Consider the following 14,989-nt stretch of genomic DNA (forward strand, 5'->3'; position numbering starts at 1 on the left):
GTGGAATTTTCTTATGCTGATCTATTTGTTATAAAAGCGCCAACTGGTCTTATAACTCCGGGTTAAAGGCTGATCGGTAAGAATTGCCCTCAACATCTCTATGGGTAAACTGTTTTCGTGGAGGATGGCATCATGAAACTGCTTATAGGTCATCTTGCGCGTGTCCACCAATTCCTTCTTCAATGCCATGAACTGCAGACCACCGATCATATAAGCAATCTGGTACAGTGGCCCGTAGCCACCCGTGAATGAGCGTCTGACTTCGCCTTCTGCATTCGCCCTTTCGTGCCCAACCCGGTCCACCAGGAAATCTATACATTGTTGTGGCGTCCACTTTCCGAGGTGATAGTTAAGTGAGAAGATAATTCTCGCGCAACGGTGCATCCGCCAGAATAACATACCGATCTTATCCTCCGGCTTGCGGGGAAATCCCAAATCCCATAACAAAAGTTCCCAGTACAACGCATTTCCTTCCACCCAAAAAGGCGTATCGAATTCCCTGTAGGTTTTATGTCTTGCATTCATGTATCCCTGCAGATGGTGTCCTGCAATCAATTCATGATGAACAGTTGCACGGGAAAAATAAGGGTTGTTTCCCCTCATACTCATCATCTTTTCTTCGTAAGTCATTGTATTGGTCGGATAGGATATGATCAGCGATTCGCCGCCAAGGAAAAAGGGATTTACCCGTTGCCTGTCCGGAGACATCATGTACATGCCCCACGCCTCTTCAGCCAGTGGAGGTATGGTAAGCAGATCATTTTTTTTAAGAAAGTCGAGGGATTGTTTGTACAGATCGTACATCGCTTCCGGTTGTTTACCGGGTTGCACATACATGTTCTTCACCTTTTCCTGTGCCGCCTTCCAATCATCTCCAAAACCCATTTCGCGTGAAGCTTTCAGCAGTTCGGCATCACACCAGGCAAATTCCTTGTTTGCAATATCTACCAGTTCCTCGGCCGTGTAAGGGATGAATTCTAGTTTGAGGGTTCTGATCAATTCGTCCCTCCCGATCGGGTTGCCAATGATGCCACTACCATCGTCCTTTTGGGACGTATTGATTTTTCCTTTCTTTTTTAATGATGATGCATACAGGTTGAGCAGGCTATCAAGACCGGTATATGTTTTAGGCACCCACCAGGTGAACTGGGGATCATATCCATTGTAAAAATTATAATAATTTTTTAACGCTCCCTGTAGCCCTTTAACAGCGTCCGCGGCCAGGGTCGCATGCTTCATGTCGATGCTATCCGCTTTTTTCAGCTTTGCGATGGCTTCACTTACTTCTTTGCTGATATTATTAAGCTCTTTAGCGGCCGCCTCTCCGTTTACTCCTATTCCCCTTCTACGAGGTTTTTCAATAGCGTAGATCTTTTCAGAAAATGGCAGGAAGCTGCTCACTTGTTCATAATTCTTTTGTTGCTGCGTTAACATATTAATGCCGTCTTCCAGGTTTCGCCTGAAAAGCAGGTAATCGACCTTACCATTTATACTCATCCGGTCAAAATTCACTGCTTCAGTCTGCCTGAGGTATTCAGAGATCAACTGCATCAAACGTTGACGGCGTTCGGGCGAATTATAATCATTTCGTTGTTGCCGGAGCCACCATTCATCGCCGGTACCACTTGTTGAATAGAATCGCATGATACTTGCGCGGTCCGCATCAAACTGTATCATCATATCAGCCATCTCGCTTGTTTGCAGGTACAAATTCTTTCCACTGCTATTTTGTGCACTGGCATCAACGGTGAACCCCCAAATAAGTGACATGATCCAAAAAACAGTCATGAACCTGGTAGAACTGAAACTTTTGATCTGCATTTTAATTAAATTAATGGTAACGGTTAAGTATAGTCGAAAAAGGGATGCATTGAACTTTGGGCGCTGATGGCATGCGACCATCATCTTCAAGGTTAAGCATTCTATTTGACAGGTTTGCCCGGGATTACCGGGAGCCTGATCACGGAAGGATATTTTGAAGAATGATGAATCTTGTTTTCGACAACCACTCCTTTAGCTTCATCATAATTATTTCCGCCGGTGTTCAGGTTTCGCTCGAAACGGGGAAAGTTACTGCTTGAAACTTCGATCCTGATCCGGTGACCGGCTCCAAAATAATTACTCGTCACCATCGGGGTGAGATCAACTTTATACACTTTGCCTTTTTCCATCATCACTTCCTTGTCGTATCCTTCCCGGTAACGCAGGCGCTGGATCGTTTCATCGAGGTTATATGCCTTCCCGGACGAGTCCACATCAATAAGTTTTATAGTAATATCGGTATCCCTGCCGGTTGATGACACATACAAGGTCGATTCTATAAACCCGGTGATCTCCACTCCTTCCTTCAGTGGCTCCGAAGTATAGACCAGGATATCATCACGTAATTCCATTTCAGATTGGTCAAAAGCTCCCCCCTGGACCGCCGTGCCGGTGCAGCAAACATTTCCGCCGTAAGAGGGCACAGGATTCATCGGGTCATAAGTAAAGCCATCGGGCTGGTCCTTCGCACCGGGCTTTTTCAGTACGAGGGTTCCGTCACCGTTCCGGGTATTTGCCTTACCTCCACTGTTGAGATAATAAGACCTGGTTTCGGTATTGGGGAGGGGGAAACTTTCGGCCTGTTGCCATTTGTTGATTCCCATCGTGAAATACCTGACCGGTGGATTGTTCTCTTTGAATTTATTGTTATCACCTTTGAGCAACATATCAAACCAGCTCCAGGTGAGCTCATCATAGTTCAACCTTGCATCACCCATACTACGCTGACCGACGATGGTATTTTCCGTAGCACGTTTATAGGAACAATGAAGGGTTGGAGCGATCACGAGATATTGGTTATCTGCCACGGCTTTATTTTTGGCACTGTTTCTTACATGATTAAACAATGCAATATTAGGCGCGGAAGAAACATCATACCATGATACGAACCAATAGGCCGGAACCTCAAGTGGCATATCGTCATGATAAAGGCCACCGCTGAACCAGGCAGTATCATTGGGCTTGCGGGCAATCATCTTATCATAGATCCCCACCGGTCCCTGTACATTTTTTATAATGTCCTTTACCGGGAGATGCCTGAGACCTGCGGCCCAGTCAACCCTTGGCATCTCCGGTCCCATATCATAAAATCGTTGGAGGCGGCGCACATCATCCTGTGTAACTGTGTTCGGGAGCCGGGGTTTGAAGATATCGTCCTGCGTTCCGTATAACCAGGCTGTGAACAACATTTGCTGTGCACCGCCACGATACCAGTTGCCCTGTTCCATATATTTTCCCACGCGCCCGATACCTGCACCGAAGCTTTGGGCGACCATTGCTGCCAAAGCAGGATGATTCTGAGAAGCAACGGCCATCTGCCATTCAGCGGTGGAGGAACAGCCTATCAAACCGATCTTGCCATTGCTCCAGGGTTGTTTAGCCATCCACTCGAAAGCATCATAGCCATCAGTAAGTGGGGTGCCAAGGATATCCCATTCTCCTTCTGAGAAAAAACGACCGCGTTCATTCTGTACCACCAATGCGTATCCACGACTCACGGCATTGTATGCTTCTTCGAGGGTCCTGGTGGTCATTTTACCGTCGATCCAGGTATTAAAATTATAAGGTGTGCGGGAAAAAATGATCGGAGCTTTTGAGTCGCCTTTCGGGCGGTAAATATCTGTGGCAAGCCGGACGCCATCCCGCATTGGCATCATTACTTTCTGGTCAATAATCGCTATCGAATCAAGTCTTCGATATGCTGCAGTCGTGTCCTGTGCAGTGCTTACTCCTGTTACGAATGCAAACAGGAGAGACAACATAATTTTTCTCATGTTGCTAAGATATGGAATGCGGCTGCTCATAAATCCAGCTGCCCGATTTTCTTCATTCCGTTTTCTGTTATCGCATTACAGTAATGAAATTAAAACTAAAACATCTGCCGCCGGATGAGATTTCGCAATTTCTTCCCTTAGCATTTTTGCATCATCGGATTATAGTATATTCAATCATAAATACTCAGACCAATGAGAGCGGCTGTTTTGTATGGTGCAAAGGATATCCGGCTGGAAGATTATGAGACACCTGACCCTTTACCCGGGATGGTTCTTATCCGCATCAAAAGAGCAGGCATCTGCGGTTCAGACCTGCATTATTTCGAAGATGGTTATTGCGGAGCTTTTGTTCCTTCAAGACCATTTATTCTGGGCCACGAATTAACAGGCGAAATTTTCGCAATGAACCAGGATGTTACCGGCCCTTTGAGCATTGGCTCAAGAGTAACCGTAAATCCGGCACGCCCGTGCGGAACATGTGACGACTGCCAAAGTGGGCGTAGCAATCTTTGCCCGGATACTGTTATGCTAGGCAGCGGCAGTACCAATCCGCCAACAAACGGTGCTATGGCAGAGTTTGTAATGGCGGCCGCAAGTCAATGCCATTTGTTGCCTGATCAATTGGATGACGGTTCTGGTGCAATGATTGAACCTTTGGCTGTCGGACTCCATGCCGTAAAAAGAGCCGGAGCTATTTCGGGCAAAAAGGTGCTAATCACGGGTGGCGGAACTATAGGTTTGCTAACTGCCCTCACAGCAAAAGCCTATGGCGCCGGACTGGTAGCAGTGAGTGATATGGTGCCTGAAAGACGGAAATCCGCACTTGAATCCGGCGTTGATTGTTCGATCGATCCTGCTGAACAGGGTATAGCGCAAAAGGTGCATGAACTGACTGGCAGGGGTTTCGACCTGATTTTTGAAGCATCCGGATCTGCGTCAGCATTGCGTCAGGCATTTGATATTGTGAGACCAGGGGGAACCATCATTCAGATAGGAACTCTTGGAACTGAAAACATCCCACTTCCGGCAAACAAATTAATGGTTAAAGAAATACAATTGATTGGCTCATTCAGGTACGGGAACATTTTTGATGAAGCTATTGCGTTGGTATTATCCGGCAGAATTAACCTTCGACCATTTATTACAAGTGTATTACCATTTACTGATATAAAAAAAGCTATGCAGCTGGCAGCAGATAAAATACATTCATTAAAAGTGCAGGTTGAAATATGAACAGTAACAAAACAATTTTGATCAGTTCGCATGAGATGCATGACCGCTTCAAAAAAATATTAGCCGGGCTTAATTTTTATGATGAACGAGCTGATGCCATTGCCGCAATTTTTACTGGTAATAGTGTGGATGGCATCTATACTCACGGAGTAAATCGATTCCCGGTATTTGTTGAGCATGTAAAAATGGGACTTGTCAAGACAACCGCCACACCATCCTTAAAACATAAATTCGGTGGCATCGAACAATGGGACGGCAACCAGGGACCGGGCACTTTAAATGCTGTGCACGCCACGGAAACAGCAATGAAATTATCGGGCGAATATGGCATTGGCTGTGTAGCATTGGCGAACACCAATCACTGGATGAGGGGTGGAACCTATGGTTGGCGCGCGGCTAAAGCAGGATATGTTTTTATTGGAATAACAAATACCATCGGGGTAATGCCCGCATGGGGAGCACTGGATTCCAGACTTGGGAACAACCCATTCGTATTGGCACTTCCTTATAAGGATGAAGCCATCGTATTGGATATGGCCATGTCTCAATACTCCTTTGGAGCCATGGAGCTCACTGAGCTTCGTGGCGAAAAACTGGCAGTAACCGGCGGCTATAATAAACAAGGTGAATTATCAAGTGACCCCGCCGAGATACTGGCGTCGCGTCGCGCATTGCCGATTGGCTATTGGAAAGGCGCCGGCATGTCTTTGTTACTTGATATACTTACAACCATTTTATCAGGAGGTTTGGCAGGTCATGAAATAACAAAAGGCGGAACGGAAACAAAGATATCCCAATTGTTTATTGCCATTGACATCACGAAACTCAGTAATCATTCACTAATCGCGAAAACAGTAGATGGTATCATCGCCGATTATCATCTTTCGGTACCAGCAGATAACTCAAAGAAAATAACGTATCCCGGCGAACGCGTTTTGAATAGCCGGAAAACAAATCTTGAAAAGGGCATTCCGGTTTTATCAACGGTCTGGGAAAAAATAATGGCGCTTTAAATGCATTCGATATAGACGTAATTATTTGGGTAATTTAAGATCATTTGAATATTTATAAAAGTTGAACTATGAGTACATACGTAACACTTTCAGAAACCATGAACGACCTGCGTTCCCAGGGATATACAGAAGATTTTAACCTAAGGCAAAACTGCCTCGAATGCCGCAATGGTGAATACAAAGTTTTTGCGGATGAATTCAAGGTCGACAGCTTTTACCGTTTTGAAGGAGAAAGTAATCCGTCCGATGAAGCGATCTTATATGCGATCTCTTCTGAGAAATACGACCTGAAAGGCGTATTGGTGAATGCATACGGTATTTACAGCGAGCCCGTTGCAGATGAGATGATGGAAAAGCTGGAGATCACAAGATAAAATCACTCATCTTCCTGACTCCTTATTACCCTGCCGCCCTTTTGAATAAATATGCCGAGCCAAAAAACACGATAGCGAAACATGCGTGAAGACTAATTTGTTCTGTCTGTTTTATTGGCTTTGAGGATACGTTGTAATTGTCTGGGTGATTTGAACCCGCATTTGCTTGCAATATAACCACTCGTATACTCGGGATTATTGAGCATCGTTTTGGCAAGCTCAAGGCGCAGCATCGTGAGATATTCCAGGATTGTTGTACCTGTTTTTTCTTTGAAGATCCTACTCAGGTTTCTCGGGCTCATGGCGACAAGTGATGCCAGGTCCTCTATATTGTTTTCGTCCGCCAGGTGATCAATCAAATGATCCTGCACAGTGTGGATCTTTGGATTGATGTGATTGCGGTAATCGAGATATACACTTTGCTGCGTATGATCATGATTACGCCTGTGATACACTACCAGCCCCCGCGCTACCTTGTGTGTGAATAATGCACCTTTTAGTTCCTCGAGAATGGCTAAAGAAAGATCAATACCTGCACTGATCCCGGCACTGGTATACACATTGTTGGATTTCTTAAAAAGTATATCGGTAATTACTTTTGCATCGGGAAACTCCAGCTGTAGTGCCTCAATTCGTCGCCAGTGGGTTGTACATTCCGTATCCTTCAGTAAACCTGCCCTGCCAAGCACGAAGGCACCATTACAGACTGAGCAGACAATGGCCTTTCTTCCTGAACACGCTCTCACCCATTTATAGAAATCATGCTCAGCCTTAAACTCAAAACTATTTACATAACTGAAGTCCATGCCGGGAATGAAAAGATAGTCGCCTTCGCGGAGATCCGCATCCTTATGATGCTTCACTTTACCAAATGCCAGTCCTGAAGAACTGACTATATCGTCCTGGAAAGAATAAAATTCCAGCGACACTTCAAACCCATAAAATCTGGCCTCCGTAAATACCTGGACTGGTCCCGCGAGGTCGAGTATTTCAACACAGGGAGGAATAATAAAAGCGAATTTCTTCATACAGCTTATTGAATATTAAATGCCACGGCGAAAAGATAGTACCGTTTAAAGTGCATTAAACATGTTGTATTCCAGGCGGATAAAAAAGCCGTTTGGCGCAGTTCTGAGCAAGGTACTGGTTATTTGTTTTCTGTACCCTATGTCCACGCGGCTCTGACTATTAAATATCAGCTGGACAGATGGTGCCAGATCCATATAGTATTTACCGGAGCCCACATTGAGCTGGCTTAGCAATTCCAACATAAGATTAATATTTGTTTGCGAATAATTACTGTATTCTTTTGGCAACATTAATTTTCCGAAAGAAAAGGTATAGTTAACTGCCTTTGAACCTTTGTTACCGTAGATGAATTTATTACCGTTGCCGTTATCTGTCGCATCGACAAAAGAGAAGCTTGATGATATGGCAACCTTTTGTATCAGTTTTGTAGCAACTAACCCAATCTCAACGCCGGTATTATGGCCATACATGTTGATCTCTTCCTGGTGAATGTCACTGTTATTATAACTTATTCTGCCAAAGACTGCCATCCGGAAGTGTCGCTGCATGGCATCGTAGCTAAGAAATCGGTATTTCGAATATATGCTGGCCCCTTCAGTCCTGAAGGCATCACCACGGTTGCTGAAGAAAGCGTCGCCGCTTATCATGAGCTTTTTTGACACGCCGATCATTACACCAGGAATCATGTGGTAGTTGATCCTGGAATTATTAGTTTCATCCATGATCGAATTATCGAGTCGAAAGGTTATACTTCCCGACGGCCGGTTACTGGCGGGTTCGGTAAGGGAAAACAGTTCCTGCGTACGGGCAACAGAAGAAATAAACATGAAGGCAACAAATATGCACTGCCTTATTGTAAAGAAGCTCATTGCAAAAAGATTATCAGATTTGTATTATATCGATGCGTGATATGTGCCGGGTGCTAAAACAGGGAGGTTCGTTTGTCTATATTCTTTCGCAGAAACAAACCCTTTATCTAAGAGTTTAACCCTCTTGGTGCCATTTAACGGCTGTTCAGGCGGATTTACCAGGAATAGTATTGTATTTCCAACTGTCAGGGGTTGATGCTTTTCAATAGTAACCTTTCCAAAATTGATCGTAGCGATAAAACTGCTGACCGAAAAGCCTGCGCCTTCTACCCTTTTTTTTATCGCATTGAAATCTGCGATACCATCTTCTTTAATAGTAATCTCGAATGTGTAGGTTTTTATATCCGCTTCAATGTTTTGGATAAAGTCAAGTGTCTTCAAAGCTTTATCGATGGACTTACTGCACATACTGCAGGTTAATCCACTTGCCTGCAAAGAAATCTTGCTAACCTGCGCTTCGGAGGTTAAAGTAAAAGCTATGGCAATGACCAGTAAGATATTTTTCATATTATCATTTTTTTGTAACCGGCTTTTCAAGGAGCCTTTTTTCATTTATAGTAGTTAACCAATGGTGAGATTTTAAATAAGCCATCCGCGTTTGGATGGCTTATGGGGCGAAGGTGACAACTGCCCTAGTTACAGAATTTGCAGGTACAATTGCTTCCGCAGTTGCAATTTTCGCATGTACAATTTGGGTTATCACATGTTTGATTGTCTTTGGAGGTAATCATACCCGCTTTAATTTCTGATTTCATAATTTTTGTTTTTTATAATTTGATAAAACAAAGATAGAACCAGAGCGGGCCGTTGTTGTTACACAACTTTGTGTAAGGTTTATAGAATTTTGGGTTAGATCTGATCCAGTAATTTGCGTTTGGATGAGCCGGCTTTTATAAAGTGCGAAGGGTTGAGACCGGTGACTTTCTTAAATTGGTTTGACAGATGTGCCACACTGCTGTAGTCCATTTCAAATGATATTGCTGAGAGGGTCATTTCCTTATATATCAGCAGCTCTTTCACCTTTTCGATGCGCTGTTCGATAAAATAATTCTCTATCGTACGACCTTCTGTTGAGGAAAACAAACTGCTCAGGTAGGTATATTCATGGTGAAGGTTACTGGTGAGAAAAGCGGAAAGTTTCATTTGATTTTCTTTCTCACCCAGGTCCTTTCGTGCCTTTCGGATCACCAGTTGTTTTATTTTTTCGATAGTCCCCGAGACCCTGTTGTCAATCAATTCCAGCCCTATTCCGGCCAGGTGCCCGGATAACAGATGCATTTTTTCATCGCTTATCTTTCTTTCCAGGTGAATTTCGCCGACAGTGACCTGCTGAAAGGATATCCCCGATTTTAGAAGAATATCTTCTACAGCCAGGATGCAGCGATGGCAAACCATGTTCTTAACTAATAGTATATCGATGGGCATTCAAATAACTTTTTTGTTTGCTGGTAAGTATTATATCGGACCCCGGATTATTTGAATGATAAATATGCCTGCAGCCATCTGAACAAAAATAAACAGGGTCTGGGCCGGGATACCGGACAGCCATTTCTTTATTTAATATGAGCATCCTGCAAACCGGATCAATATAAAACGTTTCCTGGCGCATATGTGCCAGTTCAACAATTTCCACTTCATCATTTATATTCTTAAAACTGTGTTTACCCTTTGACTGGAAGTTAAGCACAGCTGTGTTGGTGATCGCACGGAAAAAATCTTCAGAACACCATAAGGTCCCGGGATTTGCTTTTGCAGTTATCCTGGCTGTAAGGTTTATCGCTGAACCGAAATAGCTATTGTTCCGGTGCAATACTCTTCCATAATGCAGTCCGCAATGAACCTGCAGAAAGTTTTCTTCTTTCGCTGTTTTATTCAGGATCAACATGGCTGTAGCAAGTAAAGAATCCGCAGAACTGGAAACGATCATTATTTCGTCGCCGGTCCGCTCTTTCAAGCTGCTGTCGCCAACAAGACAGGTTGCCACTATCTCAAGATATTTATCAATCAGGTCAGCTGCTGAACTTGCACCATGGGTTTCAGTAAGCGCTGTATATCCTGTGAGGTCAGCCATCAGGATGGCAATATTTTCTTCTGCAGTCATAATATCAGGTTTGCTTATTAAAAATATAAAGAAAGTATAGACCGTCTATGATATCAACTATCACGCAGAATGTTGGATAGTAGGTAGGGATGCTGGCGCCAAAGGCGATCCCGGTGTGATGTAATATGTCCCAGACACCATGAAGGAGAATACCATATGCCAGGATCGAGCTGTTTCGTGTGAACCCGATAATTGCCATAAAATAAAAGACCAGTGCCACACACACTTCTAAAACTATAAGGCCCGCTGGATTGTCTTTCAACGAAAACCCTACATAAATAAAGGCGATAGCAATTAGAATAGTAGCGGCGATGAGTTTGGTGGTGAAGAACCTGGATAGCATTCGTGAAACGACGATGACTACTATACCAACGACGATTCCTGCAACAGCTTCTATCATTTTATTTCTTTTTGCTTTGGGGAGCAGAAGATGCCCTGGCTGGATGATGAACAACACAAAGATGGGACAATAATGAAAGGCTGAAAAGACAATGAGGCGTCAAAAACGGACAGAATCATTCAAATCTGCGAACGCTGAAAAAACAAAACCGGAGCCTGGTATAGCTCCGGATCTTCTCGATGCAGCCGCCAGGAACAATTTTCAACTGGTGTATGAATCCCTGGTAGTGCGTCTGCTATGATAGATGTGACTTGTCAGCTACTTGACCATCCCTTTTGTTGCTTCCATAATCGGATGGCGATCTATAAACTGGACTGCCTGCACAACTTTCCCGGCCTCATTATAGTAATAAGCGGTATGTGCCCAAAAACTTAAGGCTTTTCCATTTTTATACTTCACCTGTGATAGCGTCCAGGCAAAAACCCATTTGCCGTTGGGGACATACCTTGGTGACTGGGTCTCATTTACTTTTACAGGCAGAACAATGACTTCGGGAAAAGATAGCGATTCAATAAGCTTCCACCTGCCGTTCCAGTAATCTTTTATAGCCTGTTTGCCGACAGCACTATCCCCTCCGGCCCAGAAGAATTTGGCATTATCATCAAAATTGGCTGTCATACCATCAACATCGCCTTTGGAAAGGGCTGCGAATGAAGCTTTGATGCCTTCAGCCTCGCTTAGGTCCAGGACATCTGTATGAGCGCTTTTGACCGAGCCGCTGTCAGGAGTAACATCACTTGCAATTTCGGCTTGTTTATCGTCGTTGCATGCCCATAGGCTTGCACAGAGAATAATTCCAGGAATAATCTTCTTCATGTTTTTTTGTTTGAGGGTTATATGATGAGGAATCGAAACCTTGGGAATTGTATCTGAAAAACTGGGCGGGTAAGCGAAGATTATAGCGGGGTACTGATAGCTAAGCTAGGTTTTAATCCAGATAAAGAAAAATAATTTTAAGATATATTGGTGACCACAGGGCCGGTGAATGGGCATCAATCCTAAGTATGAATTAAGGCTATACATGAGCTCCCACGTAATAACCTGGCAATCTTTTATGTAAATTTAGAGTGTATGAAAAATATTCGTAACGAAGAAGATTATGCTGAGATAAAGCTCAGAATTGCAGGTCTTAATGAGAGGAATATCCGGCGTTGGGGAAAAATGGACTTACTGCAAATGCTTGCTCATTGCACCATGCAGTTAAAACTCGCCCTGGGTGAAGTTCCTTCTGAAACCCAGGGCCCTTCGTTTATGAGGTCTCGCCTGGGTAAATGGATGTTGCTGTCAGCCATTCCATGGCCAAAAGGGGCACAAACACCAGCCGAAATGAACACAGATCTATCCAGCTTTTCATTTAGCGGTATTGAAACAGGAAAAAGTGATCTATTGGATCATCTGGAAAAAGCAAGATCACATGCAGCTTTGAAGCCGCATCCTTTTTTCGGAAAATTAAGTCAAACCGAATGGGGAAGATTGATCTATAAACACATGGACCATCACTTAAAACAATTTAGCAGCTAAAAATAAATTGGAGGACGAGCTTGTTGTTTGTGGCTTGAATACCGATTTTTTATCTTTTTTCCGCCCAGATATAACCCCGCCTGCTTTGATATTCCTCTTCGTAGGGACGCCTCTCTATAGCATCAAGCAGTTTAAAGCCTGTTGCATGAAGCAACGCTATGATTTCATCTGACTTGAAGAAGATAAGGTCAACATCAATTTCTTTATCGTGGGCTTTATCAAAATGAATTATTTCGTCTCCGACATGAAAGGAGAACAAAAAGTTTCCCGCGGATTTCAGGACCCGGTTTATACCCTGGAAACAAATGCGTATCTCGTCAACAGAGAAATGAACGATGGAATAAAAAGAAACAGCACTTGCAAAGTGTTCAGTTGGGTAACCGATATTCAACAGATCACCGGTTTCAAACCTGATGGAAGGGAAAAGCTTCTGCGCAGCGTTAATCATCCCCGGGGCCAGGTCAATCCCTATAATGTTGGTGAGCCCATTATCGTAAAGAAATTTCGTAGTCTGTCCCGGACCGCAACCAAAGTCCGCACATAATCCCCTGGCTTTATTGACGGTTGCAAACTCCTTCAATATCATCATGTCAAAATGTTTCTTGTATAGTTCATCCCAACGCTCAGCTGCATAGTCGTCAGCAACCTTATTATAGCAGCTTTGTATTTTCTCATTTGTATTCATCTATTCCTGGTTTTTTAGCACTACCCTTGCGCTGGCTTTTCCTTCTCTTATCAATGCTATTGCTTCATTCACTTTGGTAAATGGCATGATGTTTACGTCGTCCGGGATATCATTTTTTGCAGAGAAATCAAGCATGTCGGTCAAATTTCTGCGACTCCCTATATAGTTTCCATAAATAGTACGTTGTCCATAATCATATAGTAAACCGAGGCTTATTGATTGCTTTTCTAATGGCGAAGCGACAACGCAAAACTTTCCCTGCGGTCTAAGCATCTTCAAAAATGCATCCACATCATAGGGCGCATTCACTGTTGAAATAATAAAATCAAACTGACTATTCAAAGCAGTAAGTGCATTACCCTGTGAGCTCAATATCAACGTTGCTCCTGACTGAATGATCATTGCTTCTTTGTCCGGGGAATGAGAAAATGCAGAAACCTGGTGTCCCATTTTATTTAAATACCGGATCGCCAGCTGCCCCAGGCCCCCGGCTCCCAGTACACCGACCCTGGAGTTGGCGGACAACTGCGCCTTGATAATGCCTGTATATACAGTAAGACCGGAAGACAGCAACGGAATTGACTTCGCGGACTCAAGTAAGGCTGGCATTTCAAAAGCAAACCGGTGATCAACAATTATATGATCAGCCAAACCGCCATAACAATGAACACCAATCACTTTTTGCTCCGCACAAAATTGTTCGTTGCCTGATTTACAGTACTCACAATCAAAACAGGCTCCCTGCTGATAACCGATGCCGACGCGGGTTCCAACGTCCAGGCTTGATACATTCAAACCGGCTTCTTCGACTGTTCCAATTATTTCGTGGCCCGGAACAAATGGATATTTGGTATCACCCCAATCATTGCTCATAAATTGAATATCACCTCTTGCAAGACCACAATAATTGATCCTGACGCTGACCTCATTGTCACCAACCGATCTTTCATAGCTGAATGGAGTTGCTATTCCATTCTTTTGTTTGATGGCGTATGCTTTTATTTTCATTTCGAACGAGGTTATTTGGAAGATACTGACGTAGTGCAAGTCGGTTTCAGCTTAACAGCAGATGGAGGTACAATCAAAAGATATTCCACCGTAGCGACAGAGCCTGCGAAAAATGCCCCGATAAAATTTCACCCTAAATGCAAAGTTCAGGCGGCATTTTTTTGGCTACAACAATAAGCCTTTTAGCTACATGAAGCTATTATTTATTGATGACTTTTGTGCTGTCATAAGGCTGATAAAAATCAGCCGATGAAGTACTACCAATCTTTCGCCAAGCATTTCTTGAGTCGTTCAATTAGCGTTTTCTGTACCTGACCCGGAAAAGCGCTTTGTCGTAAATCCCCCCATGATCTGTCGCTTCCGGCATCGGTAGATTGAATCAGGTGGCTTTACTTTGACAAACAAATTCAGAATCAACAACCAACATCCATATTTTATCAAAATAAAATGCTGTCATAATGAATGAAAATATTATCTGCTGGTTTGAAATCTATGTCAGGGATATAGAACGCGCAAAAAAATTCTATAAATCGGTATTAGGAACAAATTTCATCGACACAAATGCGCCGGGGGACTCACCAGGAGGCATGAAAATGTCTTTCTTCTCCCCTATGGAAAACCAAGGTGTCTCAGGAGCCCTGGTTGAGATGCCAGGCACCAAAGATGGCGGCGGCAATGATGTAAATACCATGGTTTATTTCCCCTGCAAGGACTGTAGTGTAGAGGAAGGCCGCGTAGCTGCCGCAGGCGGGGTTGTCAAAAAACCGAAATTTTCGATTGGTGAGTTCGGATTTTGCTCCATCTGTGTGGATAGTGAAGGAAATCCTTTTGGACTTTTTTCTATGGAGTAAATAATTCTGTTTATCAAATTAGAATTTGCCTGTGGTTTAGCCATAGGGTTCCATTCACATGCAATTGACTGAACTTCGAGTAACTGCCGG

The 14,989-nt window shown here is 43.6% G+C and carries 17 protein-coding genes; 6 read left to right on the forward strand and 11 right to left on the reverse strand.

The features are described 5' to 3' along the window. Positions 1-21 precede the first annotated feature (21 nt). Positions 22-1,821, reverse strand: coding sequence for a DUF885 family protein (locus ACX0G7_RS18420; RefSeq protein WP_458924989.1), 1,800 nt, complete (start codon positions 1,819-1,821; stop codon positions 22-24). Positions 1,822-1,922: 101 nt separating this feature from the next. Next, a complete protein-coding gene (locus ACX0G7_RS18425) occupies positions 1,923-3,815 on the reverse strand; it encodes a CocE/NonD family hydrolase (RefSeq protein WP_458924990.1) in 1,893 nt (630 codons plus the stop codon). A 192-nt stretch (positions 3,816-4,007) separates the two neighbouring features. Between ACX0G7_RS18425 and ACX0G7_RS18430 the strand changes: the two genes are divergently transcribed. From ACX0G7_RS18430 to ACX0G7_RS18440, 3 genes are all read left to right on the forward strand, one after another. Further along, complete coding sequence (locus ACX0G7_RS18430) at positions 4,008-5,048, forward strand: zinc-dependent alcohol dehydrogenase (protein WP_458924991.1); 1,041 nt, start codon at positions 4,008-4,010, stop codon at positions 5,046-5,048. After that, a complete protein-coding gene (gene yiaK / locus ACX0G7_RS18435; RefSeq protein ID WP_458924992.1) occupies positions 5,045-6,061 on the forward strand; it encodes a 3-dehydro-L-gulonate 2-dehydrogenase in 1,017 nt (338 codons plus the stop codon). The genes ACX0G7_RS18430 and yiaK overlap by 4 nt, the downstream gene beginning before the upstream one ends. Positions 6,062-6,129: 68 nt before the next feature. Beyond that, positions 6,130-6,435: a phosphoribosylpyrophosphate synthetase gene (locus ACX0G7_RS18440; RefSeq protein ID WP_458924993.1), complete on the forward strand. Its 306-nt coding sequence runs from the start codon at positions 6,130-6,132 to the stop codon at positions 6,433-6,435. A 92-nt stretch (positions 6,436-6,527) separates the two neighbouring features. Here ACX0G7_RS18440 and ACX0G7_RS18445 read toward each other — a convergent pair whose 3' ends face one another. From ACX0G7_RS18445 to ACX0G7_RS18470, 6 genes are all read right to left on the reverse strand, one after another. Then, entirely contained in the window at positions 6,528-7,463 is a 936-nt protein-coding gene (locus ACX0G7_RS18445; RefSeq protein WP_458924994.1) for a GlxA family transcriptional regulator, read from the reverse strand. Between the two features lie 45 nt (positions 7,464-7,508). Beyond that, positions 7,509-8,333, reverse strand: coding sequence for a hypothetical protein (locus ACX0G7_RS18450; RefSeq protein ID WP_458924995.1), 825 nt, complete (start codon positions 8,331-8,333; stop codon positions 7,509-7,511). A 24-nt stretch (positions 8,334-8,357) separates the two neighbouring features. Next, positions 8,358-8,840 carry a heavy-metal-associated domain-containing protein gene (locus ACX0G7_RS18455; RefSeq protein WP_458924996.1) on the reverse strand — a complete coding sequence of 161 codons (483 nt, stop codon included), beginning with the start codon at positions 8,838-8,840 and terminating at the stop codon, positions 8,358-8,360. Positions 8,841-9,182: 342 nt separating this feature from the next. After that, positions 9,183-9,758: a helix-turn-helix domain-containing protein gene (locus ACX0G7_RS18460; RefSeq protein ID WP_458924997.1), complete on the reverse strand. Its 576-nt coding sequence runs from the start codon at positions 9,756-9,758 to the stop codon at positions 9,183-9,185. Next, entirely contained in the window at positions 9,733-10,434 is a 702-nt protein-coding gene (locus tag ACX0G7_RS18465; RefSeq protein ID WP_458924998.1) for an adenylate/guanylate cyclase domain-containing protein, read from the reverse strand. The genes ACX0G7_RS18460 and ACX0G7_RS18465 overlap by 26 nt, the downstream gene beginning before the upstream one ends. A gap of 4 nt (positions 10,435-10,438) precedes the next feature. After that, on the reverse strand, positions 10,439-10,834 hold the full coding sequence (locus tag ACX0G7_RS18470) for a DUF6010 family protein (RefSeq protein WP_458924999.1): 396 nt from the start codon (positions 10,832-10,834) through the stop codon (positions 10,439-10,441). A 91-nt stretch (positions 10,835-10,925) separates the two neighbouring features. Between ACX0G7_RS18470 and ACX0G7_RS18475 the strand changes: the two genes are divergently transcribed. After that, the gene (locus ACX0G7_RS18475; protein ID WP_458925000.1) at positions 10,926-11,075 is read left to right on the forward strand and encodes a hypothetical protein; all 150 of its coding nucleotides are present in this window, start codon (positions 10,926-10,928) and stop codon (positions 11,073-11,075) included. A gap of 17 nt (positions 11,076-11,092) precedes the next feature. Here the strand turns inward: ACX0G7_RS18475 and ACX0G7_RS18480 are convergent, their stop codons facing one another. Beyond that, a complete protein-coding gene (locus ACX0G7_RS18480; protein WP_458925001.1) occupies positions 11,093-11,650 on the reverse strand; it encodes a nuclear transport factor 2 family protein in 558 nt (185 codons plus the stop codon). A 255-nt stretch (positions 11,651-11,905) separates the two neighbouring features. Here ACX0G7_RS18480 and ACX0G7_RS18485 point away from each other — a divergent pair, with 255 nt between their 5' ends. Next, complete coding sequence (locus tag ACX0G7_RS18485) at positions 11,906-12,355, forward strand: DUF1569 domain-containing protein (RefSeq protein ID WP_458925002.1); 450 nt, start codon at positions 11,906-11,908, stop codon at positions 12,353-12,355. Positions 12,356-12,404: 49 nt separating this feature from the next. Here ACX0G7_RS18485 and ACX0G7_RS18490 read toward each other — a convergent pair whose 3' ends face one another. Then, positions 12,405-13,040 (reverse strand): class I SAM-dependent DNA methyltransferase, encoded by a 636-nt coding sequence (locus tag ACX0G7_RS18490; RefSeq protein ID WP_458925003.1) that lies wholly within the window; start codon positions 13,038-13,040, stop codon positions 12,405-12,407. Further along, on the reverse strand, positions 13,041-14,048 hold the full coding sequence (locus ACX0G7_RS18495) for an alcohol dehydrogenase catalytic domain-containing protein (protein WP_458925004.1): 1,008 nt from the start codon (positions 14,046-14,048) through the stop codon (positions 13,041-13,043). A gap of 458 nt (positions 14,049-14,506) precedes the next feature. Between ACX0G7_RS18495 and ACX0G7_RS18500 the strand changes: the two genes are divergently transcribed. After that, the gene (locus ACX0G7_RS18500; protein ID WP_458925005.1) at positions 14,507-14,899 is read left to right on the forward strand and encodes a VOC family protein; all 393 of its coding nucleotides are present in this window, start codon (positions 14,507-14,509) and stop codon (positions 14,897-14,899) included. Positions 14,900-14,989 lie beyond the last annotated feature (90 nt).

The organism is Flavitalea antarctica (genome assembly GCF_054461535.1).